Annotated in this window: 22 protein-coding genes, 2 rRNA genes and 1 pseudogene (1 of these 25 cut by a window edge); 11 read left to right on the plus strand and 14 right to left on the minus strand. The window is 60.8% G+C overall.

Annotated elements, in window-relative coordinates; all coding sequences use genetic code 11:
- Positions 1-1,026 (plus strand): 23S ribosomal RNA (locus CBP34_RS08940) (it extends 1,853 nt beyond the left edge of the window).
- Between the two features lie 155 nt (positions 1,027-1,181).
- Positions 1,182-1,294: ribosomal RNA gene (gene rrf / locus CBP34_RS08945) — 5S ribosomal RNA — on the plus strand.
- Between the two features lie 155 nt (positions 1,295-1,449).
- On the opposite strand, the gene CBP34_RS08950 is transcribed toward rrf, so the two are convergent.
- The 5 genes from CBP34_RS08950 to lptF are packed head-to-tail and all read right to left on the minus strand — an operon-like array spanning position 1,450 to position 6,266.
- Positions 1,450-2,622, minus strand: coding sequence for a pyridoxal phosphate-dependent aminotransferase (locus tag CBP34_RS08950; protein ID WP_086927168.1), 1,173 nt, complete (start codon positions 2,620-2,622; stop codon positions 1,450-1,452).
- Between the two features lie 48 nt (positions 2,623-2,670).
- Positions 2,671-3,612, minus strand: a complete 942-nt coding sequence (locus tag CBP34_RS08955; protein ID WP_086912307.1) for a CysB family HTH-type transcriptional regulator — start codon at positions 3,610-3,612, stop codon at positions 2,671-2,673.
- Between the two features lie 43 nt (positions 3,613-3,655).
- Entirely contained in the window at positions 3,656-4,048 is a 393-nt protein-coding gene (locus tag CBP34_RS08960) for a sirohydrochlorin chelatase (protein ID WP_094097813.1), read from the minus strand.
- Positions 4,049-4,065: 17 nt separating this feature from the next.
- Complete coding sequence (lptG, locus tag CBP34_RS08965) at positions 4,066-5,172, minus strand: LPS export ABC transporter permease LptG (RefSeq protein WP_094099119.1); 1,107 nt, start codon at positions 5,170-5,172, stop codon at positions 4,066-4,068.
- A complete protein-coding gene (gene lptF, locus CBP34_RS08970; protein WP_094097814.1) occupies positions 5,169-6,266 on the minus strand; it encodes an LPS export ABC transporter permease LptF in 1,098 nt (365 codons plus the stop codon). Before lptF ends, lptG begins: the two co-directional genes overlap by 4 nt.
- 23 nt (positions 6,267-6,289) lie before the next feature.
- On the opposite strand from lptF, the gene CBP34_RS08975 reads away from it, so the two are divergent.
- From CBP34_RS08975 to CBP34_RS08990, 4 genes are all read left to right on the plus strand, one after another.
- On the plus strand, positions 6,290-7,810 hold the full coding sequence (locus CBP34_RS08975; protein WP_094097815.1) for a leucyl aminopeptidase: 1,521 nt from the start codon (positions 6,290-6,292) through the stop codon (positions 7,808-7,810).
- Positions 7,811-7,817: 7 nt separating this feature from the next.
- A complete protein-coding gene (locus tag CBP34_RS08980) occupies positions 7,818-8,252 on the plus strand; it encodes a DNA polymerase III subunit chi (protein WP_094097816.1) in 435 nt (144 codons plus the stop codon).
- Positions 8,253-8,446: 194 nt separating this feature from the next.
- Complete coding sequence (locus CBP34_RS19995; protein WP_236748544.1) at positions 8,447-8,740, plus strand: hypothetical protein; 294 nt, start codon at positions 8,447-8,449, stop codon at positions 8,738-8,740.
- 131 nt (positions 8,741-8,871) lie between these two features.
- Positions 8,872-10,002, plus strand: a complete 1,131-nt coding sequence (locus CBP34_RS08990; RefSeq protein WP_086912313.1) for a branched-chain amino acid ABC transporter substrate-binding protein — start codon at positions 8,872-8,874, stop codon at positions 10,000-10,002.
- 123 nt (positions 10,003-10,125) lie between these two features.
- Here the strand turns inward: CBP34_RS08990 and CBP34_RS08995 are convergent, their stop codons facing one another.
- Entirely contained in the window at positions 10,126-11,133 is a 1,008-nt protein-coding gene (locus tag CBP34_RS08995; RefSeq protein ID WP_094097818.1) for a D-2-hydroxyacid dehydrogenase family protein, read from the minus strand.
- A 688-nt stretch (positions 11,134-11,821) separates the two neighbouring features.
- A complete protein-coding gene (gene lexA, locus CBP34_RS09000) occupies positions 11,822-12,496 on the minus strand; it encodes a transcriptional repressor LexA (RefSeq protein ID WP_086912315.1) in 675 nt (224 codons plus the stop codon).
- 99 nt (positions 12,497-12,595) lie between these two features.
- Between lexA and CBP34_RS09005 the strand changes: the two genes are divergently transcribed.
- Positions 12,596-13,543, plus strand: a complete 948-nt coding sequence (locus CBP34_RS09005) for an asparaginase (RefSeq protein ID WP_086912316.1) — start codon at positions 12,596-12,598, stop codon at positions 13,541-13,543.
- 67 nt (positions 13,544-13,610) lie between these two features.
- On the opposite strand, the gene adk is transcribed toward CBP34_RS09005, so the two are convergent.
- The 6 genes and pseudogenes from adk to CBP34_RS09035 all read right to left on the minus strand — a co-directional run bounded on the left by adk (position 13,611) and on the right by CBP34_RS09035 (position 17,588).
- On the minus strand, positions 13,611-14,267 hold the full coding sequence (gene adk, locus CBP34_RS09010; RefSeq protein WP_086912317.1) for an adenylate kinase: 657 nt from the start codon (positions 14,265-14,267) through the stop codon (positions 13,611-13,613).
- A 159-nt stretch (positions 14,268-14,426) separates the two neighbouring features.
- Positions 14,427-15,220, minus strand: a pseudogene (gene kdsB, locus CBP34_RS09015) (3-deoxy-manno-octulosonate cytidylyltransferase).
- An 8-nt stretch (positions 15,221-15,228) separates the two neighbouring features.
- Positions 15,229-15,411, minus strand: a complete 183-nt coding sequence (locus CBP34_RS09020; protein WP_026436501.1) for a Trm112 family protein — start codon at positions 15,409-15,411, stop codon at positions 15,229-15,231.
- 18 nt (positions 15,412-15,429) lie between these two features.
- Positions 15,430-16,467: a tetraacyldisaccharide 4'-kinase gene (gene lpxK, locus CBP34_RS09025; RefSeq protein WP_094097819.1), complete on the minus strand. Its 1,038-nt coding sequence runs from the start codon at positions 16,465-16,467 to the stop codon at positions 15,430-15,432.
- A 5-nt stretch (positions 16,468-16,472) separates the two neighbouring features.
- Entirely contained in the window at positions 16,473-16,910 is a 438-nt protein-coding gene (locus CBP34_RS09030) for an ExbD/TolR family protein (RefSeq protein WP_086927178.1), read from the minus strand.
- 30 nt (positions 16,911-16,940) lie between these two features.
- Entirely contained in the window at positions 16,941-17,588 is a 648-nt protein-coding gene (locus tag CBP34_RS09035; RefSeq protein ID WP_094097820.1) for a MotA/TolQ/ExbB proton channel family protein, read from the minus strand.
- Positions 17,589-17,939: 351 nt separating this feature from the next.
- On the opposite strand from CBP34_RS09035, the gene xseA reads away from it, so the two are divergent.
- Positions 17,940-19,265, plus strand: a complete 1,326-nt coding sequence (xseA, locus tag CBP34_RS09040; protein ID WP_094097821.1) for an exodeoxyribonuclease VII large subunit — start codon at positions 17,940-17,942, stop codon at positions 19,263-19,265.
- A 153-nt stretch (positions 19,266-19,418) separates the two neighbouring features.
- Positions 19,419-20,000, plus strand: coding sequence for a superoxide dismutase (locus CBP34_RS09045; protein WP_086912323.1), 582 nt, complete (start codon positions 19,419-19,421; stop codon positions 19,998-20,000).
- A 142-nt stretch (positions 20,001-20,142) separates the two neighbouring features.
- Here CBP34_RS09045 and CBP34_RS09050 read toward each other — a convergent pair whose 3' ends face one another.
- Positions 20,143-20,655 carry a DUF192 domain-containing protein gene (locus CBP34_RS09050; RefSeq protein ID WP_094097822.1) on the minus strand — a complete coding sequence of 171 codons (513 nt, stop codon included), beginning with the start codon at positions 20,653-20,655 and terminating at the stop codon, positions 20,143-20,145.
- A gap of 673 nt (positions 20,656-21,328) precedes the next feature.
- Here CBP34_RS09050 and CBP34_RS09060 point away from each other — a divergent pair.
- Complete coding sequence (locus CBP34_RS09060) at positions 21,329-23,566, plus strand: NADP-dependent isocitrate dehydrogenase (protein WP_094097823.1); 2,238 nt, start codon at positions 21,329-21,331, stop codon at positions 23,564-23,566.
- A 274-nt stretch (positions 23,567-23,840) separates the two neighbouring features.
- Positions 23,841-25,100, plus strand: coding sequence for an NADP-dependent isocitrate dehydrogenase (icd, locus tag CBP34_RS09065; RefSeq protein WP_094097824.1), 1,260 nt, complete (start codon positions 23,841-23,843; stop codon positions 25,098-25,100).
- Positions 25,101-25,139: the final 39 nt, after the last annotated feature.

The raw sequence follows: 25,139 nt of genomic DNA on the forward strand, positions 1-25,139 counted from the left end.
GCTCTTGATTGAAGTCCCAGTAAACGGCGGCCGTAACTATAACGGTCCTAAGGTAGCGAAATTCCTTGTCGGGTAAGTTCCGACCTGCACGAATGGCGTAACGATGGCCACACTGTCTCCTCCTGAGACTCAGCGAAGTTGAAATGTTTGTGATGATGCAATCTCCCCGCGGAAAGACGGAAAGACCCCATGAACCTTTACTGTAGCTTTGTATTGGACTTTGAACAGATCTGTGTAGGATAGGTGGGAGGCTTTGAAGTGAGGACGCTAGTTCTCATGGAGCCAACGTTGAAATACCACCCTGGTGTGTTTGAGGTTCTAACCTAGGTCCATTATCTGGATCGGGGACAGTGCATGGTAGGCAGTTTGACTGGGGCGGTCTCCTCCCAAAGCGTAACGGAGGAGTTCGAAGGTACGCTAGTTACGGTCGGACATCGTGACGATAGTGCAATGGCATAAGCGTGCTTAACTGCGAGACTGACAAGTCGAGCAGATGCGAAAGCAGGACATAGTGATCCGGTGGTTCTGTATGGAAGGGCCATCGCTCAACGGATAAAAGGTACTCTGGGGATAACAGGCTGATACCGCCCAAGAGTTCATATCGACGGCGGTGTTTGGCACCTCGATGTCGGCTCATCTCATCCTGGGGCTGTAGCCGGTCCCAAGGGTATGGCTGTTCGCCATTTAAAGAGGTACGTGAGCTGGGTTTAAAACGTCGTGAGACAGTTTGGTCCCTATCTTCCGTGGGCGCTGCAGATTTGAGGAAGCCTGCTCCTAGTACGAGAGGACCGGAGTGGACACACCTCTGGTGTATCGGTTGTCACGCCAGTGGCATTGCCGAGTAGCTAAGTGTGGAAGAGATAACCGCTGAAAGCATCTAAGCGGGAAACTCGTTTCAAGATGAGATCTGCCGGGGCCTTGAGCCCCCTAAAGAGTCGTTCAAGACCAGGACGTTGATAGGCTGGGTGTGGAAGCGCAGTAATGCGTTAAGCTAACCAGTACTAATTGCTCGTGCGGCTTGACCCTATAACTTTGATAGCCAAAGCGCAAACAGTAATGCTTGTGTGAGAAGCTCAAAGATTGTTATGCCAAGTTGACGCAGTCAAAAGACACAAAAATCTGATTCCAAACTCTATGAATTCGTTGTGTTGCTCCCACGAGCAGCACGACAACAAGTTATGCCTGATGACCATAGCAAGTTGGTACCACTCCTTCCCATCCCGAACAGGACAGTGAAATGACTTTGCGCCGATGATAGTGCGGGTTCCCGTGTGAAAGTAGGTCATCGTCAGGCTCTTACAGCCCAGCAACGCCCCACTCAACCTCTGAGTGGGGCGTTTCTGCTTTGGGGAAGCACGTTGGCTGTTGTGGCACAGATCACATACATAGCATGCTTATTGAAACCGAGTGTCCCGAGACTGCTGCAACCGGTCGGGCTTGTCGATCGTTTCAGAGTTTTCGCAATCTTCCGATGGCGTCACGCAACGTTTCATCCCTTTTAGCAAAACAAAAGCGAACGATACCCTGGTCGAATCCATTGCCATAGAAGGCTGACAGGGGAATCGCTGCAACCCCCACCTCGCGCGTAAGCCATTGACAAAAGTCGGAATCACTCAGATCGCTTACGCCTGAAATGTCCACACATTGGAAATAGCTGCCTGTGCTGGGTAGCAGTTTCAAGCGAGAACCTTCCAATCCTTGGCGGAACAGGTTGCGTTTGGCCTGGTAGAAAGCTGGCAGTTGTATATAGGGTGCTGGATCTCTCAAATACTCCGCCAGTCCATGCTGCATTGGGGTGTTTACGGTGAACACGTTGAACTGGTGCACCTTGCGAAATTCGGCGGTGAGCGAAGCAGGTGCGGCCACGGTCCCAACCTTCCAGCCTGTGACATGGAAAGTCTTGCCAAAGCTCGATACCACGAACGCGCGGGCGGCAAGGCCCGGATATCGGGCGGCGCTTTGGTGCTCAGCACCATCGAACACCATGTGTTCGTAGACTTCGTCACTGATCAGCAGAATGTTGGTAGAAGCCAGCAGATCCTGCAGTGTGAACATATCCTCGGCGCTCCAGATGGAGGCGCTCGGATTGTGGGGGCTGTTGATAATAAGGGCGCGGGTGCGTGGTGTGATCGCTGCGGCAATCAAACCAAAGTCTGGGCGAAATGTCCCCGGCGTAAGGGCCACCCGCACAACGGTGCCACCAGCCAGTTGAATGTTGGGAGCATAACTGTCGTAGCACGGATCAAGTACGATGACCTCGTCGCCCGCATGGACGATGGCCAGAATGGCCGTAAGGATCGCTTGCGTGGCTCCTGCAGTGACGGTTATTTCGGTGTTTGCGCAGTATTCTCGACCATGGAGTGCTTTTATTTTTGCAGCAACGGCTTCGCGCAGTGCCGCAATCCCCGGCATGGGCGGGTATTGGTTATGACCGGCCTTCATGGCACGGGTAACAGCATCGATCAAGGCGGGGTCACATTCAAAGTCCGGAAACCCCTGCCCCAGATTCACGGCGTCATGCTCGGCGGCCAGCGCTGACATGACTGTGAAAATGGTGGTGCCGACCTGAGGCAGTTTGCTGGGGAATGTGGGGGTGGGGGATCTCGTGAGGGTGGGTGTCATGGGAGAAGGGACAAACGATGCAGAGATTTGAGAAATTCCGGCAGTTGCTCAGAGTTCGTAATCATTGACATGCCCCGTCATAGCGCGGGCTATCAGTTCGCGGCTCAAGCGGTCGCTGAGCAATTCGGCGAACTTGTAGACAAAATTGCGCAAATAGGCGCCTCGCTTGAACGCCACGCGCGCAACGCTTTGGCCGAAAAGATGCCCCACGGGTCGCACGACCAGGTCACCAACGGGATCATCGCGCATAGCCATTTCTGCCACGATGCCGATGCCGAGGCCCAGGCGCACATACGTCTTGATCACATCGGAATCGATGGCTTCGAGTGCAATGCGAGGCTGCAGGCGCCTGGTTGAAAAGGCCAGATCAATTTTGCCGCGACCAGTAAACGTTGGGTGGTAGGTAATGAGTGGCTCATGGGCGATGTCATCCAGTCCAATGCGCTCTTTCTGGGTCAGCGGGTGGCCTGGAGGGAGTACCAATACATGTTCCCATTCATAGCAGGGCAGGGTCACCAGTTCTGGATAATCCGCCAGTGACTCGGTGGCCATGCCGATCTCCGCCACTTCGTCTATCACCATGCGTGCAACCTGGTCGGGCGTGGTCTGGTGCAGGCTGATGTTGACTTTTGGATATGCCTCCCGAAGGCGGGCCACGGGTACTGGCAACACATAGCGGGCCTGGGTGTGGGTGGTCGCGATCGACAGGGTGCCACTATCTTGCGCGCTGAACTGTTCGCCAATGCGCTTCAGGTTTCCGACCTCGCGCATGATCACTTCAATGCTTTTGAGAACGTGCTGGCCAGGCTCTGTAATGCGCTTGAGCCGCTTTCCATGGCGCGCGAAAATATCAATGCCCAGTTCTTCTTCCAGCTCGATGATTGCCTTGGATACACCGGGTTGCGAAGTGTGCAACGCCTTGGCGGCCTCGGTCAGATTGAGGTTGCGGCGTGCCGCCTCTTGAACAAATCGGAATTGGTGCAGGTTCATATCTGATGGCGACTAAGAAGTCGCATCATTATGCTCCAATGGTCTAAGAATTGGTTGTGGGTATCGAAGAGTCGCAGGCAATCTCTGCCATCAGAGCAGTCATGCGGCTGTCTTCCCCAATGGCATGCTGTACGGTGAACTGTGCGGATTTGTGGCGTGAGCGGAGTTGCTCCACCAGCAAGGGAAGGTCTTCCCTTGCGTGCTTTCCGGTGCCTAAAAACATGGGTACCACGGTTATGCGGGTGGCCCCTTGTTGAACGAGCAACTCAGCGGCTTGCGCCAATGTCGGTTCACACAACTCAAGATAGGCGCATTGCACCGGACGGTCAGGGCATTGCGAGGCAATGCGCTCCGCAACCGCTTCTATGGGGGCACGCCAAAGTGGGTCGCGCGAACCATGGGAAAAGAGCACGATGGCTGGTGGTATTTCGGACATGAATAACTCGTAAAGGCTCAGCGCCGCAGAACCAGCCAGCCAAAGGCGGCAAGGGACAACAGGGTGTAAATCAAACCTGGGGCGGCAGCCGTCAGCCATGGCGACCAGTTTTGCAGATTGCCGGCGTAACCGAATACATTGTTCAACAGGAAGAAGCTGATGCCTGCCATAACGCCGCCAAACACGTACCCCGCGATACCGCCAGCGCGAAAGTGCAAGTAGGCAAAGGGCAATGCCAGCACCACCATCACCAGGCAGCTCAGCGGATAAAAAACCTTGCGCCAGAATTCAATTTCATACCGTTGTGCTGACTGGCCGTTGGCATCGAGATGACGGATGTACTGAAACAGGTCGAACGTAGCCATGCGGTCGGGTTTGATTAGCGAGGCCGCCACCATGTCCGCACTGATGCGAGTTGGCCATTGCAGCACAGGCACCTGCAACTGTTCCACCCGCGCTTCTTCGCTGCCGGGCTGAAGAAAGCTGCTGCGCCGCACCTGTTGCAGCTCCCAACCCCCTGGTAGGGCGAAGCGCCCGCTCGTAGCATGGGTCTGGGACGCTAATCGGCCCTTTTCATCAAACTCGAAAATGCGCACGTCCAGCATGCCGCCGTCGGGCGTCAAAGCCCGCACATTCACTGCAAAAGAATGGTCTTGCTGGCGCTCCTTGAGCCAGGCTCCGGTAGCGCCAGACGTTAAGCGGCCCAGGTGGCGTACCTTGATGAGCTGCGCCGCACGTTCAGTCAGGGGAGCAACATAGTCGCCTACGGCAAAGGTCAGCAGCACGAAAAACCCTCCCAAGGTCAGCAGTGTGCGCAATGCCTGCCATGGACCCATGCCGCTGGTGCGCATGATGGTGAACTCAGAACTTTGTGCCAGCCGTGCCATCACGAAAATGGTTCCTATGAGTACTGTGATGGGCAATAACTCGTAGAGGTGACTGGGAATGCTCAGGGAGACAAACAACAGCGCATGGGAGAGCTGGTAGCCGTCTGGGCCGGTTCGTCCAACCAAACGCAACTCGTCTATCAAATCAAAGAAAAAAAACAGCGCCAAAAACCCGAGCGTCACAAATCCCACAGCAAGCAGGGCTTCGCGATGAATGAAACGGCGAAGAACTTTCATGTGGCGCTCCGGGTTGGCCATAGGCGTCGTAGCGTCCAGTGGTTGTGCCGCACGGCCAAAACGGCCAATGCGAGCGCGAGCGTGCCTCCGTGAAGGGATAGCATGAAGGCGGGCAAACCCAGCTTGCCTGCCCCAACCCAGCTTTGGCCCAGTGTCATGAGGTTGTAGTAGACGACAAAAGCAAACAGCGCGAACATCATGCCGCCGCTGCGTCCCGCGCGGGGATTCACGCTCGCCAGGGCCAGGCCCAGAACCACAAAATTGATGGCTGCCAGCGCTAGCCCCAACCGCCAACCCAGTTCTGCCTGGTAGACCGGTATGGTTGGCTGTAAAAGCAACTCATGCGTGGCACGGGTTTTGACCGCGAGTTGTTCTGTTGCCGCACCTGATGCTGACCCGATGCGGGTGCCGTACTCGGCAAACTCGCTGATCTTCAGGCCAGGCTGGTCCATTGTGGATTCCAGTCGCTGCCCCTGGCTGAGCAACGCGAATCGCTCGTCGGCGCGTATCTCTAGTCGCGCACTTCGGGCGGACGTCACCGATTCCTTGGCGCCGCTGCTCGCCGCGATGAAGATGTTGTTTCCCACCTGGGTGTCCGGACTGTCCTTGTCGATAAAGAACACCCGGCTACCGTTGGCTGACTCCTGAAACTCGCCCGGCGCAATGCGGTCAACGTCGCTACGTTGCTCATAGCGCGTCTTGAGCTCCTGAATCTGCGCGTTGGCCCAGGGCCAAACCCCCAATGACAGGATGGCAATGACCACCATTACGGGCCACGCAAAGCGCAATAGAGGTCGAAGAAGGCTCACGAGTCCCTGGCCACCAGAGAACCAGATAACCATCTCGCTGTCACGGTACATGCGCGACAGGACGCTCACCACGGCCACGAAGAGACTCAGGCTGAGGATGGTTGGGAGCTGTCCCAGCACCGTGAAGCCCATGACCAGCATGACATCAGACGGGCTGACGCTGCCGCGCGACGCTTGACCGAGGGTGCGGATCAGCATCATGGTCATGACCACGGTGACCAGCACGACGAGCGTCGCCCCAAAGCTGCGCGCCAGCTCTTTGCGAATGGATGAATCGAATAACATTGGCTCGAAGGAAAGCACCGATTATGAACTTTGATCTGAAGACTCTGGAGTTGCCCGCAGCGGCTACCGAAAAATGCGACCTGCTGGTCGTTCTGGTGCCCGACGGCTTCAAACCGGGGCAGGACGCCTTGTCAGCGCTCGTAGCCCATGCGCTCAAATGTGGCGACCTGGAATCCAAAGCCGGTAAGCACCTTCAGCTCTATCTGGCACCGGCTGTGAGCGCGCGGCGCGTTGTTCTTTTGGGCGTCGGCAATGGTACTGCCCGGGCCATCCGTCAGGCCTTTCAGGCTATTGCGGCAAGCTTCAAATTGTCGCAGGTCAAGCGTGCGGTGGTTTGCTTTGCCGGTGACGCTCAGGCCGATGGCGTTTGCGCCGCCGTGCAGGCAGTTGCTGATGCCAGTTATGTGTACACCACCACAAAGCCCAAGGCCGATGCGCGCACCTTGAATCGGGTGGTGATCGGGGTCGCCCACGCTGAAGCGGTTCGAGAGGCGTTTGCCCAAGGAGTGGGCCTAGTGGACGGTGTAGAGTTCGCCCGAGAGTGGGGCAACCGTCCGGCCAACCATGCTACGCCGAGTCTTTTGGGCGAAGCCGCTAAGTCCCTTGGCAGGCAACCTCGCATCCAGTGCAAGGTGCATGGCCCCACCGAAGTGGCTCGCCTTGGCATGGGCGCATTCATGGCCGTTGCGCGCGGCTCCGAGGAGCCCCTGCGGCTGATCGAACTGCGATACAGCGGTGCAGACAAGTCCGAGGCCCCGGTGGTGCTGGTAGGGAAGGGCATCACTTTTGACACGGGCGGGATTTCCATCAAGCCTGCTGCCGAGATGGATGAAATGAAATTCGACATGTGCGGTGCCGCCAGCGTCCTGGGTGTGTTTCGTGCACTTGCAGAATTGCAACCCGCAATCAACGTGGTGGGCCTTATCCCGGCCTGTGAAAACATGCCTGACGGTCGGGCGGTGAAGCCCGGTGATGTTGTAACCAGCATGAGCGGTCAGACGATCGAGATACTGAACACCGACGCGGAAGGTCGGCTGGTTCTGTGTGACGTTTTAACCTATGCCGCGCGCTTCAAACCTGCAGCTGTAGTGGACATAGCCACCTTGACCGGGGCGTGTGTGATCGCTTTGGGCGCAGTGCGCAGCGGACTATTCTCAAACAACGATGCGCTGGCCTCTGCCTTGTCTGCGGCTGGGGACGCAGCTCAGGACCTTTGCTGGCGGATGCCGCTGGATGAGGACTATGCCGAGGGGTTGAAGAGCAATTTTGCAGACATGGGCAATGTGGCAGGACGAGCGGGCGGCTCCATCACAGCGGCGAAGTTCCTGCAGCGATTTGTAGGAGAGTTTCCTTGGGCACACCTCGACATTGCTGGCACTGCCTGGAAAGGTGGAGCGGTCAAGGGGTCCACTGGCCGACCGGTAGGCTTGCTGGTGCATTACCTGTTAGGACATGCACAGCACTTGTCTGCAAAAGATGCGTTGAAGGGGGCCGGGCCGTCGGCGACCCCGACCCGACGCAAAGTTCGCTCAAAACCTGCCTGACATTGTCATGACTGAAATAGCTTTCCACTTCAATGCGCCGGACAAAATGGCCTATGCCTGTCGGTTTGCTCGCAAAGCGCAACGCAGTGGTGCACGGCTTGTCATCACGGGTCCTGCGGACACACTGGCTGTGCTGGACGGAATGCTGTGGAGCATGATGCCGCAGGATTTCGTTGCCCATTGCCGTGGCGATGCTGAGGACGAACTCTTGCAATTTTCATCGGTGGTACTTGCCGTGGATGTGCAGCAAGCACCCCATCGAGCGATGCTGCTGAATATGGGTGATGCTGTGCCTGAAGGGTTTGGCAGTTTTGACCGGTTGGTGGAGGTGGTGAGTGCCACAGATGAGGTAGATCGCAATGAAGCGCGTGCCCGCTGGCGCCACTATGCGTCACGGGGCTATGCCATCACGCGCCATGATCTGGTGTTGAAAGCTGATTGATGTCCCTCCCGCCCAAGCCGCTCCCCCGTTTTGTGCCGACACTCACTGAAGTGGTGCAGGGGCCCGATGTGCTCCCGGTTTCAGTGCCTCTGGCGCAACATGGCCCATCTGCTCGGGGGGGCGCCTCCCCCGTTGCGCAAACTGCGCCATCGCTTCATGCAAGCGCTTCAATTCCTGCTGCGCCCGTGCCATCGATGGACAAGACCGTGCGAGGCACTTCTGGCACAAAGCCCGTCCAGACATCTCCTACCCCGCGACGCCCCTTGCCTGAGGGCATGGAAGAGTACATGGTGCACCGGGTGATGCAGCGCGTGGATGTGTTGCTGGATCAGCGGTTGCGTGAGGCGATTGCACTGGTGATTCAGGAACAGACCCGCTCCGTGCTGCCCCGCCTGCGGGAAGAAATTGAATCGGTGGTGCGGCATGCGGTCTATGAGGCCGTGGCCGACGAATTAGCCAGCGGCAATCCCACTGAGCGTGGGAGATGACAGGGTTTTTCCCTGTGGTTTCCCTCTCATTTACGCGTGTTCCCTAATGATCTGGCCCGTAAATTGCGATATGTTCGCCTGCGTTGGGACACAAGAATTATTCTCAGCGTTTATCTTTACTGGAGATTAATATGCAATTGAAGTTGAAACTGACCGTGGTTGCTGCTATCGCGGCTGTTGCTGGTATGGCCTCTGCACAAGAGCAAGTGGTCAAGATCGGTCATGTGGCTCCGGTTTCCGGTGCCCAAGCCCACTACGGCAAGGACAACGAAAATGGTGCGCGCATGGCCATTGAAGAGTTGAACGCTCAGGGCATCACCATTGGCGGCAAGAAGATCAAGTTCGAGTTGCAAGCCGAAGACGATGCAGCGGATCCCAAGCAGGGCACCGCTGCTGCACAGAAGCTGTGCGATGCCAAAGTGGCGGGCGTTGTGGGTCACCTCAACTCCGGCACGACCATTCCCGCCTCCAAGGTCTATAACGACTGCGGCATTCCCCATGTCACGGGCGCAGCTACCAACCCCAACCTGACGAAGCCCGGCTACAAGACCACTTTCCGTATCATCGCCAACGACAACGCCCTGGGTGCTGGCCTGGCTTTCTACGCGGCTGACACACTGAAGCTCAAGACGGTTGCCATTGTCGATGACCGCACGGCCTATGGCCAGGGTGTGGCCAACGTGTTCAAAAAGGTTGCTGCCGAAAAGGGCATGAAGGTGGTGGACGAGCAGTTCACGACCGACAAGGCTACCGATTTCATGGCCATCCTGACGGCCATCAAGTCCAAGAATCCTGATGCCATCTTCTTCGGCGGCATGGATCCTCAAGGCGGCCCGATGCTGCGCCAGATGGAACAGTTGGGCATGGGCAACGTGAAGTATTTTGGTGGTGACGGTATCTGTACTTCCGAAATCGCCAAGCTGGCTGCCGGTGCCAAGACGCTTTCCAACGTGGTGTGCGCTGAAGGTGGCGCGTCGCTCGACAAGATGCCAGGCGGCAAGGCATGGAAGGCCAAGTACGATGCCAAGTACCCAGGTCAGTTCCAAGTTTACAGCCCCTATACCTATGACGCCACGCACCTGATTGTCGACGCCATGAAGCGTGCCAATTCGGTGGACCCCAAAGTCTATACCCCCGAATTGCTGAAATCGCAGTTCAAGGGCGTGACCTCCACAATCGCATTCGAGCCCAATGGAGAAATGAAGAATCCCGCTATCACCCTGTATGTTTACAAGGACGGCAAGAAGACGCCTTTGAATTAAGTCCGAAGACCTGGGTCGGCATCGCGCGGTGCTGTCCAGCAAAATGGCTTCCTTCGGGAAGCCATTTTTTATGGATGAACGCGTGTTGCGCGCCAGCGGGAAGGGGACGATGTGCCTGTGTGTTCAGCGCCGAACCTGCAGCGCGCCCGGGTTCACGATATTCGTGGGCGTGCCCTTGATGTAGTTCACCACGTTGTCGAAGGCGGCGCCGAAGTACAGCTCGTAGCTGTCCTGCTCCACGTAACCGATGTGGGGGGTGCAGATACAATTTTCCAGGCGCAGCAGGGCGTGGCCTTGCAGGATGGGTTCGCTCTCAAATACGTCCACGGCGGCCAGACCAGGGCGTCCGCGGTTCAGGGCCGCAATCAGGGCATCAGGCTCAATCAATTCGGCGCGCGAGGTGTTGACCAGCAGCGCGGTGGGCTTCATGCACGAAAGATCTTCCAGTGAAATGATGCCCCGGGTCTCGTCATTGAGCCGCAGGTGAAGAGACAGTACATCGCATTGCGAGAAGAACTCTTCCCGGTTGGTGGCAGCCTGGTATCCGTCCGTCAGTGCCTGGGCGCGTGAGGCGTCACGACCCCAGACGCGTACGTTCATGCCAAATGCACGGCCGTAACCCGCCACCAGTTGGCCGATACGGCCGTAGCCCCATATGCCCAGTGTTTTTCCTCGCAACACGCTACCGAGGCAGAAGTTTGGCGGCATGGAAGCCGCCTTGAGGCCAGACTGCTGCCAGGCGCCATGCTTGAGGTTGGCGATGTATTGCGGCAGTCGCCGCATGGCAGCCATCACCAGTGCCCAGGTCAGTTCGGCCGGGGCCACCGGCGAACCCACTCCCTCGGCCACCGCAATGCCGCGCTCGGTGCAGGCGGTCACATCAATGTGGCTTCCGATCTTGCCGGTTTGGGCAATCAGTTTCAGCCGGGGCAGTTTTTCGACCAGTTGCCGCGTGATCTGGGTGCGTTCACGCACCAGCACGATGATGTCTGCATCCTTCATGCGCACGGCCAGTTGCCCCTGACCTTTGACCGTGTTGGTGTACACCTTTGCTGAATAGGGATCGAGCCGGCTCGCGCAATGGAGTTTACGCACCGCATCCTGATAGTCATCCAGAATCACAATATTCATCCCGCCATTGTGCCTTGGCGGGAGCTGGGCGGCGATTTCGCGGGGCCGACGGCCTTGATCAGAATGCAACGTTTTGTGGCACCTGTGGCACCAGAGCCAGGGGCGCAGTCATCAATGGCGCCATGTCTCGCATGCCGTCATGCGCTCCAGTTCCGCGCAGACATCGGCCATACGGCCCGCGATGACCATGCGCCCGACCTCTGGGCGTGATGCCGCATGCAGAACGCGCACTGGACGCCGGGCGCTATGGTGGCTGGCAGCGGTCGGCCCGCTGGAGCCGGGAGGCGCACTGTGCCCGCGACCAGGAGCGTGACGGTGGGGACTGGCAGGCACCGACACCGCCGTGCCGGCAGCAAACGCTGGCGGCTGGAAATGGGGCCTCGATTTTGCGGAGGCACCGGGCACTGCACAGGATGAAAGCCCCTCGGGGGCGTTGCTGACGATGCGAACTGCAGGCACTGCACTGTGCGAATCGTCCGTGCATCGACTGGGTTGAAGCCAGTGCACGAAGGCGTGAAGGGGCTGGGAAAAGGCAGAAAGAGCGAACAAGGCAAGTCCCATGTGAAAACTCCGTATATCAGGGGTTGAGCACAGGCAGGATTGCAACGCGGTGCGCACGCTCAGGGCTGGCAAGCCGCTGCCGGCTTGCCAAACGCCCGCCACCTGAGGCGCGCAACAGAGGGCGCAACTACATGAGCATGGTGTTGCGGATCAAGCCCACAGCAAGGCCTTCGATCTCGAAAGCCTCGCCTGGTTGAACAACGATCACGGGGTAATCGGGGTTCTCGGGAAGCAGCTCGATGGCACCGGCCGTGCGGCGCAGTCTTTTGACGGTGACATCATCACCCAGCCTTGCCACCACGATCTGACCGTTGCGCGCTTCCCGTGTGGACTGCACGGCGAGCAGATCGCCGTCCATGATGCCGGCGTCGCGCATGGACATGCCGCGCACCTTGAGCAGGTAGTCGGGCTTGTGTTGAAACAGGCTGTTTTCCACGCTGTAGGTCTGGTCCACATGTTCCTGCGCGAGAATCGGGGAGCCAGCGGCCACGCGACCGATCAGGGGCAGAACCAGTTGCGACAACCCCGGCATGGGCAGACTGAACTGGGTGCCGCGCGCGGCGTTGATGGAACGCACTGTGTCGCTGCGCAGGCGGATGCCGCGGGATGTGCCACTGACCAGTTCGATCACGCCTTTGCGCGCAAGGGCTTGCAGGTGTTCTTCTGCCGCGTTGGCCGATTTGAAACCGAGTTCCGTGGCGATTTCTGCCCGTGTGGGTGGCGCACCCGTGCGGGAAATGGCCACCTGGATAAGGTCCAGGATTTGTTGCTGGCGTGCTGTGAGCTTGGGGTTGTCGAGCATGGCATTTCCAGTGTGTGTCACCAGGGTGGTGGGGAACCGTATGATTACTGTGTATTAATCCAGTAGCTGTATTTTTCACCAGTTTTTCAAAGGACGCAAGTGAGCGCGCAAAAAATTGTCGTTTTGGGCACGGGGGGGACCATCGCTGGCAAGGCTGCCAGCCAGGGAGACAACATTGGCTACACCGCCGCACAGGTGGGCGTGGAGCAGCTGCTGCATGCCGTGCCCAGCCTGCAGGCGGCAGCCTGTGGCGGTCTGGTGGCCGAGCAGATCGCGCAGCTGGACAGCAAGGACATGGAGTTCAGCGTGTGGCGTTTGCTTGCTGAGCGTTGTGCCAGAGCGCTAGCCGATCCCCTGGTGCGAGGATTGGTCATCACCCACGGCACCGATACGCTGGAAGAGACCGCCTGGTTTTTGCAGTCGGTGCTGGATGCCCACAAGCCGGTGGTGTTGACCTGCGCGATGCGCCCCGCAACGGCATTGACGCCGGATGGTCCGCAAAACCTTCTCGATGCCGTCGCCGTGGCAATGACAGCAGGGGCGCGGGGCGTTGTGGTGGTGGCGGCCGGCGCAGTACACGGCGCAATGCGTGTCCAGAAAGTGCACCCCTATCGCGTAGATGCGTTCAGCTCAGGCGATGCCGGGCCGTTGGGCTGGGTGGAGGAGGGTGTTGTGCGATTGGTGCAAAATTGGCCTATAGCGCAATCGGGACAAGCGCAATGTGCTATCGAAAGAATAGTAAATTGCACGCATTGGCCACGCGTTGAGGTCGTCATGAGCTATGCGGGTGCCACGGGAGCCCTGGTGGACTCGCTGGTGCGTGATGGTGTGCAGGGCATCGTGGTGGCCGCCACGGGCAATGGCACGATTCACCAGGCCCTCGAATCGGCATTACTGCGCGCGCAGGCGGCTGGTGTGAAAGTGGTGCGCTCCACGCGCTGCACGGAGGGCCAGGTATTACCCAAGCCCGGTGATGCTCTACCGGACTCCCGGGGCCTGTCTGCGGTGAAGGCACGCATTGCGCTGATGCTCGAACTGCTGCCTTGATCGCGCTGTGGCCTTGATGTGTGCCGGCCGGCCACGGTCCGTGGCCGGCTCCAGCACGCCGCCAGGCTCAGCTGGACAGGGCCTGCAGGGCGCGCGCCGTGATCTCTTCGACGCTGCCCGTGCCGCTGATGGCGCGGTATTTGGGGGCTGCATTGGGCTCGGCCTTGGCCCAGTTACTGTAATAGTCCACCAGGGGGCGTGTCTGATCGCTGTACACCTGCAGGCGCTTCTTGACGGTTTCTTCCTTGTCGTCTTCGCGCTGGATCAGGTCTTCGCCCGTCACGTCGTCCTTGCCTGCCACTTTGGGCGGATTGAACTTGACGTGGTAAGTGCGTCCGCTGGCGGGGTGCGAGCGGCGGCCGCTCATGCGTTCGATGATGGCGTCGAAGGGCACGTCGATTTCGAGCACATAGTCGAGCTTGACGCCGGCTTCCTTCATGGCATCGGCCTGGGGGATGGTGCGGGGGAAACCGTCAAACAGGAAGCCGTTGGCACAGTCGGGCTGCGTGATGCGTTCCTTGACGAGGCCGATGATGATGTCGTCGCTGACCAGGGCGCCCGAGTCCATCACGGCCTTGGCCTGCAGTCCCAGCGGCGTGCCTGCCTTCACGGCTGCGCGCAGCATGTCGCCCGTGGAGATTTGCGGGATGCCATATTTCTGGCAGATGAACGTGGCTTGCGTGCCCTTTCCGGCACCGGGGGCGCCCAACAGAATAAGTCTCATGGAAATCCTCGAAGGTTAGAAATCAGCTGGCACTGCTGGCAAGGGGGGCGCAGCCAGGCGCCCATGACGCAGTGCTCTCTTTGCGGTCAAGGATAGCATGTGACTGCCTTGATGTGGCTTACGGCAGCGCCCGCCAATCGGGCGTCCACGCGCTGGTTTTCAGGCCAGCAGTGTCCGAACCCTGTCGAGGTCTGCCGGGGTGTCAACGCCCGGGCCGGGGGCCTCGTCGGCAATGTGCACGGCGATGCGGTGGCCATGCCAAAGTGCCCGCAATTGTTCCAGCGCCTCCACCGCCTCGGTGGGGGCCTGGGCCAAGCCCGGAAACTGGCGTAGAAATCCCGCACGGTAGCTGTAGATGCCGATATGGCGCAGCGGCGCAAATCCGTGCAGCGCGGCCACGCCGGGTGCGGCCTGCGCCGCGGCGCCTTGCCACCAGGTCTGGCCCGCATGGTCCCGGGCGTGCGGAATCGGCGCACGGCTGAAATAGTGGGCCAGGCCGCGCGCGTCCAGCACCACCTTCACGACGTTGGGGTTCTCGTAGTCGGCCCGGGTATGGATGGCATGGGCTGCCGTGCCCATGCTGGCTTCGGGCGTGCGGGCAGCAGTGCCGCCACGGCATCGATGAGCGCGGGGTCCATCAGGGGTTCGTCGCCCTGCACGTTGACCACAATCGCGTCGCCGTCCAGACCCAGTTGCATGCAGGCCTCTGCCAGCCGGTCGCTGCCGCTGGCGTGGTCGGTGCGGGTGAGCAGGGCCTGCACCCCGTGGGCCTGGCAGGCCTGCACGATGCGCGGGTCGTCGGCAGCCACCACCACGCGGGCCGCCGCGCTTTGTGCCGCGCGGCGGGCCACATGCACCACCATCGGCAGGCCTGCGATATCGGCCAAGGGCTTGTCGGGCAGGCGGCTTGATGCCATGCGTGCCGGGATCAGCACCGTAAAGCCGTGCCCCATGGCTGGGCTCACGCCTCCAGCTCCTCGTCGGTCAGGGTGCGCGCCTCGTTTTCCAGCAGCACCGGAATACCGTCGCGCACGGGGTAGGCCAGGCGCGCACTGCGCGACACCAGCTCCTGGCGCTCGCGGTCATAGGTCAAGGGGCCTTTGGTGACGGGGCAGACCAGCAATTCAAGCAGTTTGGGATCCATGGCGGCGTTTTCCGGAAATCAGGCAGACGGGGATGATAGCGGCGTGGCCCGCCACGGCGCGAGCCGGGCATCAAGGGCCGCGAAGAAGGCGGGATCGACCTCCAGCGCCAGCGGCACCGCCAGCGCATCGGGGTGCAGTGGCCACAGTTTCACGGCATCTTTTTCGGTGCAAACCAGCGTGATTCCCCTGTTGAAAGAGCGCTTCCAGCTATTGAAATCATAGTGGTCTGGTAATGACTCGGTGCCCGCTAGCTGCAGGTCTTGTGCCCGCAACATGGCAAAGAACTCCTCGGGGCGGGCGACCGCAGCCACGGCATGCACAGGGCCTTCACGCAGGGACACCAGAGGCACTTGCCGGCCATCCGCGCGCAGTGCATGGGGCGCGAGCCTGCGCTGCAGCGCAAAACTGGATGCATGCCCGGCAGGGCGCGTGCCTGCGTGCAACACCCAGTCCACAGGCCGCGGCCATGGCTCGCGCAGGGGGCCTGCCGGCAGCAGAAAACCGTTGCCCACGCCGTCGCTGTTGAAGACGCAGATTTCCATGTCACGCGCCAGCGCCAAGTGCTGCAGGCCATCGTCGCACACCAGGATGTTGGTACCGGGGTGCGCGGCCAGCAGCGCACGCGCCGCGGTGATGCGCCGTGGCGCGACAAAAACGGGCGCATGGGTGGCGCGGGCGATCAGGGCGGGTTCGTCCCCCACTTCCCGGGCGGGGCTGTATGGCAGCACCGCGCGGCAGTCGTGGGTGCTGCGGCCATAGCCGCGCGAGATGACGCCCGGTTGCCAGCCCTGCGCCTTTAAATGGCGTACCAGGGCGATCACCACGGGGGTCTTGCCGGCGCCGCCGGCAATCACATTGCCCACCACGATGACCGGCGGGCCGGGGTGTTCGCTGCGCAGCACCTGCAGCCGGTACAGCCCACGCCGCAGCGCCACCAAGGCACCGTAGGCCAGAGACAGCGGCCACAATGCCCAGGCCGCAGGCCCGCGGGAGCGCCAGATGCGTGCCAGGCCGGTAGCTGAAGGCGAGGGCGGCTGCGGCCCGGCGGCAGCCATGGTGCCTAGCGGCCGTTGCCCGCGCGGGCAGATGCCGAAGACTGCGTGGCAAACGTGATCTGGCTGAGGCCTACGCGCCGCGCTGCCTCCATCACGGTAACGACCGCCTGGTGGGGTGCAGTGGCGTCGGCACTGATGATGACCACGCTGCCCTGGCCTGCACTGGCCACCTGGCCCAGCGCACGGGCCACGGCATCCACGCTCTTGCCGTCCACGGCGGTCTTGTTCACGGCATAGCGGCCATCGGCCGCCACGGCCACGATGACTTCCTTGGGATGGTCGCGCTGCTGCTCGGCGTCGGCCACGGGCAGCGTCAGTTGCAGCTCGGTGAACTTGCTGTAGGTGGTGGTCAGCATCATGAAGATGAGGATCACCAGCAGCACATCGATGAACGGGATCAGGTTGATCTCGGGCTCATCCTTGGCACGGGGGCGGAAATTCATGCGCTCAGTCTTTCAGGCACCCAGGGGCACTCAGTTGGCTTTGCGCAGCCGAAGGATGTGGCGCACAAACTGCTCGGAGGCCAGCTCCAGCGTCAGCAGATAAGCGTCCACGCGGCTGCGGAAATAGCGCCAGAAGATCAACGCCGGAATCGCCACGATGAGGCCGAACGCGGTGTTGTAAAGCGCCACCGAGATGCCGTGCGCCAGTTGCGCCGGGTTGCCGCCACCCATGGCCTGGCTGGCGCCGCCGGTGCCCACCTGCGAGCCGAAGATCTCGATCATGCCGATCACGGTGCCCAGCAGACCCAGCAGCGGGGCCGCCGAGGCGATTGTGGCCAGGGCGTTGAGGTATTTTTCAAGCCGGTGTGCCACCGTGCGGCCTGCGCCTTCCATGGTGGCGCGCAAATCCGCCTCGGTGCACAGCGGGTTGTTGTTGAAGGCGCGCAGGCCGCTGGCCAGCACCTCGCCCAATGCCGAGTTTTGCGCCAGCTGGTTTACCACGTCGGGCGTGGGTGCGGCCTTGGCCGACACCTTGATGGCTTCGTCCAGCAGTGTGGGGGGAGCGACACGCGCTGTTTTCAGTGCGACAAAGCGCTCGAAAATCAGCGCCAGTGCCAGGACGGAGCAGGCAATCAGAGGCCAGATGGGCCAGCCTGCGGCTTGTATGATGGACAGCAATTCTCTCTCCGCGCGGGTGAAGGCAATCGGCGATTATGGCCCAGGTGGTCAGGCATTCCATGATACAAAAAGTTACGTGAATGTACAGGCCGTTTGCATTTTTCTCACCCACAAAATCTGTGGATAACTTTGTGGGCAACTGGGCGTCAGGGCCTCGCAAAGTGGCGCCACACCGTGCGTTCAACAGATTGATGAAAAATTGATCAGTGAAAAATCGTTATAAATCAATAGGTTGCACGAGTATTCGTGTTTTCCGGCAGGTCTTGGCCTCATGGATGAAAGTGTCTTTCGCTCGCGCTGCGCTGTGGAATAGTCGCCTGGCGCATGGCCTGCAAACGCTGATGCTGTCTCATGCCTGAGCCCACAACCATCGGCGCGACGCCGCGTATCTGGGAAGTCGGCGCGCTGTGCCGCGCCATTGCTGATGCGCTGGAGGCGCGGTTCAACCCGGTGGCCGTGCGCGGCGAGATCACGGGCTTTTCGCGCGCATCCAGCGGGCATTGCTACTTCTCGGTCAAGGATGCGAACGGCCAGCTGCGTTGCGCCATGTTCCGCCGCTCGGCCAGCCTGCTTGACTTTTCGCCCCGCGACGGCGAATTGGTGGAACTGCGCGGGCGCATCGGTGTGTATGAGGCCCGGGGTGATCTGCAGTTCATTGTCGAGAGCATGCAGCGTGCCGGGCAGGGCGCGCTGTTCGAGCAGTTCTTGCGGCTGAAGGCACAGCTGGAGGGCGAAGGCCTTTTTGATGCAGTGCGCAAGCGGCCCCTGCCGCTGCAGCCACGGGGCATCGGCCTGGTCACATCGCCCGGCGCGGCGGCGCTGCACGATGTGGTGACGGCCTTGCGCCGGCGCGTGCCACATATCCCGGTGGTGCTGGTGCCTGCGCAGGTGCAGGGGGCTGCTGCGCCGCAGGCCCTTGTCGAGGCGCTATCAAAACTGTATCTGCTGGCGCAAGCTGGACAAGCGCCAGGAGCTGATTTGACTCAAAACCCTGCGATCGATGTGATCCTGCTGGTGCGCGGCGGTGGGTCGATGGAAGACCTCTGGGCTTTCAACGACGAGCAGCTCGCGCGCACCATTGTGCAAAGCCCGGTGCCGCTGATCTGCGGCGTGGGGCACGAAACCGATTTCACCATTGCCGATTTCTGCGCTGACCTGCGCGCGCCCACGCCCACGGCGGCGGCCGAGCTGGTTGCACAGCCGCGCGAGGTGTGGCTGGGGGCGCTCGGCCTGTTGGCGGGGCGGCTGGCCGATGGCGTGCAACGCCAGCTGGACGCCCGCCACCAGCGGCTGGACCAGGCCGCCGCCCGGCTGGGCCGCCCCTCGGGCATCGTGGCCCGCCACCAGATGCAGCAGGCCCGCCTGGCCCAGCGCATGCGCCACGCGGTGCTATTGAAAATGCAGCTGCTTGCGCAGACGCAGAAGGCGCTGGAGGCCGAAATGCCGCTCAAGCTGCAGCGCCAGCTGACGCTGCATGCCGAGCGGCTGGACCGCGCCGCCCTGCGGCTGGAGCTGCTCGACCCGCGCCTGGTGCTGCAGCGCGGCTATGCGTTGTTGACCGACACCGCGGGCCAGGCCGTCACCAGCGTACGCCAGGCGCAGCCGGGCGATGCCCTGCGCGCCACACTGGCCGACGGTGCAGTCGATGTCACCGTGGTGCAGCCGCGCCTGCTGTAGGACAAACGCGCCTTCGCGGCACTATGGCGGACGTTCGCACGCCCCATGCAGCACAGGTCTATTGATCTTTCTACAATGCCTGCTCGCCCGTACCTGTTTGCGATGCAGCCGGGTACCCGGGAATCCCAGAATTTCAAACCACGAGGAAACACCATGGAACACACCCTTCCCCCGCTGCCCTACGCCATCGACGCACTGGCCCCGCATTACAGCCAGGAAACGCTGGAATACCACCACGGCAAGCACCACAACGCCTACGTCGTGAACCTCAACAACCTGCAAAAGGGCACCGAGTTTGAAGCCATGACGCTCGAAGAGATCGTCAAGAAGTCGTCCGGCGGCATCTACAACAACGCAGCGCAGATCTGGAACCACACTTTCTTCTGGAGCTGCATGAAGCCCCAGGGCGGTGGCGAGCCCACGGGCGCGCTGGCTGCGGCCATCAATGCCAAGTTCGGCTCTTACGCCGCGTTCAAGGAAGCCTTCGTCAAGTCGGCCGTGGGCAATTTCGGCTCGGGCTGGACCTGGCTGGTGAAGAAGGCCGACGGCAGCGTGGACATCGTCAACACCGGCGCCGCCGGCACGCCGCTGACCACCGCCGACAAGGCGCTGCTGACGGTGGACGTGTGGGAACACGCCTATTACATCGACTACCGCAACCAGCGCCCCAAGTTTGTTGAGACCTTCCTCGACAAGCTGGTGAACTGGAAGTTTGCCGAAAGCAACTTCGCCTGAAGCACGCGGCAGGGGCCGGCACTTCGCCCAATCTGCCCCTGAAAAACAAAACGGCCCGCGCGGGCCGTTTTGTGCTTTTTGGGTTGCAGCGCTTTGCTGGAAAGCGCTTGTAGCTACCTAAATAATAGCGAATCGTGACGCATCAACGCTTCGAAAACAGGGCTCCGCCAAGCCTGAACCCGGCCTTGATGCCCTTCTTGCCAAACCATCCCTGGTTCATCTCCAGCACATAGCGCACGGGCCGGGCCGAACAATGGGAGTCGGTGGTCTGGGGCTTCATGTCGGCCAGGTTGACGATGGTGCCGTCATCGGCCACAAACGCCGCCGTCAGCGGCAGCAAGGTGTTTTTCATCCAGAAGCACTGCACGCCGGGCTGGTCAAAAATGAACAACATGCCTTCCTGCGCCGGCATTTCCCGGCGAAACATCAGGCCGGTCTGGCGTTCTTGCGGGGTCTGCGCCACCTGGGCGTCGATGCGGTGCATGCCGGCCGTCAGTTCGACGCGCTGCAGGGCAAGCTGCGGCCCATCCTGGGCGGGTGCGGCAGTGGTCCACAACGCCAGCGTTGCAGCGACAAAGGCCGTCGCTGCGGTGACGATGGGGCCTGAAATGCGGCGGGACGAACGGAGGCTGCTAGCGCAGGGCGTGGTTGGCATGGAGCAGGCTTTCAACGGTGACATACAGGTGCAAACAGGTGCGTACGGTATCAGCGACAGACACAGGCCGGAAACAAAACCGCCCGCGGCTGCGGGCGATTTTGTTGAAACGGCCGGGGCCGCCGCGCGGGGCCGGCCCATGCCGTTATGGTCAGACGGCTTTCTTGACGGGCTTTTTGGCCTTTTTGGTGGCCACTTTCTTGTGCGTCGCCTTGGCAGGTGCCTTGGCGGCCTTGGGCGCAGGAGCCGCTGCCACTGCGGGCGCAGGGGCTGCCTGGGGGGCCACTGCAGGAGCGGGAGCGGGGCGGGTGCAGCAGCGGGGGCTTGTGCAAAAGCACCCGCAGCGAACAGACCAGCCATCAGGACAGCGAGTAGTTTTTTCATATATGCCATTTCCTTGACGAAGCGTCGGGTTGAGGGCTTCGCGAACCGCCGCGAAGCTCCACCTCCAACGATAGCAGCTCTCTGGGCGTTGACAGGGAAATCCGCTGTGCAGGCCCGTTGGATCAAAAAATTGGTCAATTTGCGTACTTTCATTTCGCATGGCGATATTCCATTGCAAAAAAGCCGGGTGGGGGCTGATGCAAGAAAGCACAATGTCGGAGTTCGATCACTGCTACCGGCTGGGCCACCCGCCGGTGGTTTTTTTCAGCCATTTCTTGAGACATAAGCGATGAGTACCCAGCAACCCACCATCATCTACACCCTGACCGATGAGGCGCCTCGCCTGGCCACGGCTTCTTTCCTGCCCATCGTGCGCGCCTTTGCCGCGCCTGCGGGCATCAACGTGACCGAAAGCGACATCTCGGTGGCGGCCCGCGTGCTGGGTGAGTTCCCCGAGTTCCTGCGCGACGAACAGAAGGTGCCCAACACGCTCGCCGCTTTGGGCAAGAAGACCCTGGAGCCCGATGCCAACATCATCAAGCTGCCCAACATCAGCGCATCGGTGGGCCAGCTCATCGCCTGCATCAAGGAATTGCAGGGCAAGGGTTATGCCGTGCCCGACTACCCTGAAGATCCCAAGACCGAAGAAGACAAGGCGATCCGCGCGCGCTATGCCAAGTGCATCGGCAGCGCAGTGAATCCCGTGCTGCGCGAAGGCAACTCCGACCGCCGTGCGCCCCGGGCCGTCAAGGAATACGCCCGCAAGAACCCGCACAGCATGGCCGAGTGGAGCCAGGCGTCGCGCTCGCATGTCTCGCACATGCACCACGGTGACTTCTATCACGGCGAAAAATCGATGACGCTGGACAAAGCGCGCGACGTGAAGATGGAGCTGATCACCAAGAGCGGCAAGACCATCATCCTCAAGCCCAAGGTGTCGCTGCTGGACCGCGAGATCATCGACAGCATGTTCATGAGCAAGAAGGCCTTGCTCGAGTTCTACGAGAAGGAAATCGAAGACGCGCACAAGACGGGCGTGATGTTCTCGCTGCACGTCAAGGCCACGATGATGAAGGTGTCGCACCCCATCGTGTTCGGCCACTGCGTGAAGATCTTCTACAAGGACGCGTTTGCCAAGCACGGCAAGCTGTTTGACGAGCTGGGCGTGAACGTGAACAACGGCATGGCCAACCTCTACGAAAAAGTGGCCACCTTGCCCACAGCCCAGCGTGAAGAAGTCATGCGCGACCTGCACGCCTGCCACGCCACCCGCCCCGAGCTGGCCATGGTGGACTCGGCCAAGGGCATCACCAATTTCCACTCGCCCAACGACATCATCGTGGACGCATCCATGCCCGCCATGATCAGGAACGGCGGCAAGATGTGGGGCGCCGACGGCCGCCTGAAGGACGTCAAGGCCGTGATGCCCGAATCGACCTTTGCCCGCATCTACCAGGAGATCATCAACTTCTGCAAATGGCACGGCGCCTTCGACCCCAAGACCATGGGCACGGTGCCCAACGTCGGCCTGATGGCCCAGCAGGCCGAGGAATACGGCTCGCACGACAAGACGTTTGAAATCCCCGAAGACGGCGTGGCCAACATCACCGACCTGGCCACGGGCGAAGTGCTGCTCAGCCAGAACGTGGAAGCTGGCGACATCTGGCGCATGTGCCAGGTCAAGGATGCCGCCATCCGTGACTGGGTCAAGCTGGCCGTCACGCGCGCCCGCAATTCCGGCATGCCGGTGGTGTTCTGGCTCGACGCCTACCGCCCGCACGAGGCGCAGCTGATCACCAAGGTCAAGATGTACCTGCACGAGCATGACACCACCGGCCTCGATATCCAGATCATGAGCCAGGTGCGTGCGATGCGTTACACGCTCGAGCGCGTGGTGCGCGGCCTGGACACCATCAGCGCTACCGGCAACATCCTGCGCGACTACCTGACCGACCTGTTCCCCATCATGGAGCTGGGCACCTCGGCCAAGATGCTGTCCATCGTGCCGCTCATGGCCGGTGGCGGCATGTACGAAACCGGCGCGGGCGGCTCGGCCCCCAAGCATGTGCAGCAGTTGGTGGAAGAAAACCACCTACGCTGGGACTCGCTGGGCGAGTTCCTGGCGCTGGCCGTGTCGCTGGAAGACCTGGGCCTGAAAACCGGCAACGCGCAGGCCAAGGTGCTGGCCAAGACGCTGGACGCCGCCACCGGCAAACTGCTGGACAACAACAAGAACCCCTCGCCCAAGACCGGCCAGCTCGACAACCGTGGCAGCCAGTTCTACCTGGCCCTGTACTGGGCGCAAGAGCTGGCCGCGCAGACCGACGATGCCGACCTGGCCAAGCGCTTTGCCCCGCTGGCCCAGCAACTGGCCGCCAACGAGCAAAAGATCGTGGACGAGCTCAATGCCGTGCAGGGCAAGGCCGCCGACATTGGCGGCTATTACCTGCCCGATCTGGCCAAGCTCGATGCCGTGATGCGGCCCAGCCAGACCCTGAACACGGTGCTTGCCGCCGCTGGCGCCTGAGATAGAAATGGGTGGCTGCCCGTGATGCACGGCAGCCATCAACGCTGAGCCGAAATGCCGTGCCGTGGGCCAACGCCCGCAGCACGGCATTTTTCTTGGGCGCTGCGCAGCGGGCCGGGTGCTCTCTCGCCCCTGCCGACGCCGGGCGGCTGCTGGTATGAGCAAGGCATTCTCAATGGCCCGCTACGCAGGGGAGTCGCTAAAATTCAGGGGTTTTACGGATTTTTCCAAACCCGCTGTAGTGCATTCCAACATCCCACCGGAGACTCCCGCCATGACCAGCTACCAGCACATTAAAGTGCCTGCCGAAGGCCAGAAAATCACCGTCAATGCCGACATGTCGCTCAATGTGCCGGACCAGCCCATCATTCCCTTCATCGAAGGCGATGGCACCGGTGCCGACATCACCCCCGTGATGCTCAAGGTGGTGGACGCTGCCGTGGCCAAGGCCTATGGCGGCAAGAAGAAGATCCACTGGATGGAAGTGTTTGCGGGTGAAAAATCCACCAAGGTGTATGGCCCCGACGTGTGGCTGCCCGAAGAAACCCTGCACGCCGTCAAGGACTATGTGGTGTCCATCAAGGGCCCGCTGACCACGCCCGTGGGCGGCGGCATCCGTTCGCTCAACGTGGCACTGCGCCAGGAGCTTGACCTGTACGTCTGCCTGCGCCCCATTCAGTATTTCGACGGCGTGCCCTCGCCCGTGAAAGAGCCGCACAAGACCAACATGGTCATCTTCCGCGAAAACTCGGAAGACATCTACGCGGGTATCGAGTTTGAAGCCGAAAGTGAAAAGGCCAAGAAGCTCATCAAGATCCTGCAGGATGAATTCGGTGTCAAGAAAATCCGCTTTCCCAACACCTCAGGCATCGGCATCAAGCCCGTGTCACGCGAAGGCACCGAGCGCCTGGTGCGCAAGGCCATCCAGTACGCCATCAACAACGACAAGCCCAGCGTGACCATCGTGCACAAGGGCAACATCATGAAGTTCACCGAAGGGGGCTTCCGTGACTGGGCCTACGGCCTGGCGGCCAAAGAGTTTGGCGCCGAGCTGATCGACGGCGGCCCCTGGATGAAGTTCAAGAACCCCAAGACGGGCAAGGACATCGTCATCAAGGACAGCATTGCCGATGCGTTCCTGCAGCAAATCTTGCTGCGTCCCGCCGAATACTCGGTGATCGCCACGCTCAACCTGAACGGCGACTATGTGTCCGACGCCCTGGCCGCGCAGGTGGGCGGCATTGGCATTGCCCCCGGCGCCAACCTGTCCGACACCATCGCCATGTTCGAAGCCACGCACGGCACGGCGCCCAAATATGCGGGCAAGGACTATGTGAATCCCGGCTCCGAAATCCTCTCGGCCGAGATGATGCTGCGCCACATGGGCTGGGTGGAAGCGGCCGACCTCATCATCAGCTCGATGAAGAAATCGATCGCCAGCAAGAACGTAACCTACGACTTCGCTCGCCTGATGGAGGGTGCCAAGCAGGTGAGCTGCTCGGGGTTCGGGCAGGTCATGATCGACCACATGTGAAGTAGTCCGCATGCATCCGCATGCGTCCAAATTAAAAAC

This window comes from Acidovorax carolinensis (assembly GCF_002157145.1).
Taxonomy (GTDB): Bacteria; Pseudomonadota; Gammaproteobacteria; order Burkholderiales; family Burkholderiaceae_C; genus Acidovorax; species Acidovorax carolinensis.

Excerpts from the sequence above, each read along its gene's own strand:
- CBP34_RS08950 (WP_086927168.1), bottom strand. The coding sequence starts at position 2,622 with ATGACACCCACCCTCACGAGATCCCCCACCCCCACATTCCCCAGCAAA.
- CBP34_RS08955 (WP_086912307.1), bottom strand. The coding sequence starts at position 3,612 with ATGAACCTGCACCAATTCCGATTTGTTCAAGAGGCGGCACGCCGCAAC.
- CBP34_RS08960 (WP_094097813.1), bottom strand. The coding sequence starts at position 4,048 with ATGTCCGAAATACCACCAGCCATCGTGCTCTTTTCCCATGGTTCGCGC.
- lptG (WP_094099119.1), bottom strand. The coding sequence starts at position 5,172 with ATGAAAGTTCTTCGCCGTTTCATTCATCGCGAAGCCCTGCTTGCTGTG.
- lptF (WP_094097814.1), bottom strand. The coding sequence starts at position 6,266 with ATGTTATTCGATTCATCCATTCGCAAAGAGCTGGCGCGCAGCTTTGGG.
- CBP34_RS08975 (WP_094097815.1), top strand. The coding sequence starts at position 6,290 with ATGAACTTTGATCTGAAGACTCTGGAGTTGCCCGCAGCGGCTACCGAA.
- CBP34_RS08980 (WP_094097816.1), top strand. The coding sequence starts at position 7,818 with ATGACTGAAATAGCTTTCCACTTCAATGCGCCGGACAAAATGGCCTAT.
- CBP34_RS19995 (WP_236748544.1), top strand. The coding sequence starts at position 8,447 with ATGGACAAGACCGTGCGAGGCACTTCTGGCACAAAGCCCGTCCAGACA.
- CBP34_RS08990 (WP_086912313.1), top strand. The coding sequence starts at position 8,872 with ATGCAATTGAAGTTGAAACTGACCGTGGTTGCTGCTATCGCGGCTGTT.
- CBP34_RS08995 (WP_094097818.1), bottom strand. The coding sequence starts at position 11,133 with ATGAATATTGTGATTCTGGATGACTATCAGGATGCGGTGCGTAAACTC.
- lexA (WP_086912315.1), bottom strand. The coding sequence starts at position 12,496 with ATGCTCGACAACCCCAAGCTCACAGCACGCCAGCAACAAATCCTGGAC.
- adk (WP_086912317.1), bottom strand. The coding sequence starts at position 14,267 with ATGAGACTTATTCTGTTGGGCGCCCCCGGTGCCGGAAAGGGCACGCAA.
- CBP34_RS09020 (WP_026436501.1), bottom strand. The coding sequence starts at position 15,411 with ATGGATCCCAAACTGCTTGAATTGCTGGTCTGCCCCGTCACCAAAGGC.
- lpxK (WP_094097819.1), bottom strand. The coding sequence starts at position 16,467 with ATGGCTGCCGCCGGGCCGCAGCCGCCCTCGCCTTCAGCTACCGGCCTG.
- CBP34_RS09030 (WP_086927178.1), bottom strand. The coding sequence starts at position 16,910 with ATGAATTTCCGCCCCCGTGCCAAGGATGAGCCCGAGATCAACCTGATC.
- xseA (WP_094097821.1), top strand. The coding sequence starts at position 17,940 with ATGCCTGAGCCCACAACCATCGGCGCGACGCCGCGTATCTGGGAAGTC.
- CBP34_RS09045 (WP_086912323.1), top strand. The coding sequence starts at position 19,419 with ATGGAACACACCCTTCCCCCGCTGCCCTACGCCATCGACGCACTGGCC.
- CBP34_RS09050 (WP_094097822.1), bottom strand. The coding sequence starts at position 20,655 with ATGCCAACCACGCCCTGCGCTAGCAGCCTCCGTTCGTCCCGCCGCATT.
- CBP34_RS09060 (WP_094097823.1), top strand. The coding sequence starts at position 21,329 with ATGAGTACCCAGCAACCCACCATCATCTACACCCTGACCGATGAGGCG.
- icd (WP_094097824.1), top strand. The coding sequence starts at position 23,841 with ATGACCAGCTACCAGCACATTAAAGTGCCTGCCGAAGGCCAGAAAATC.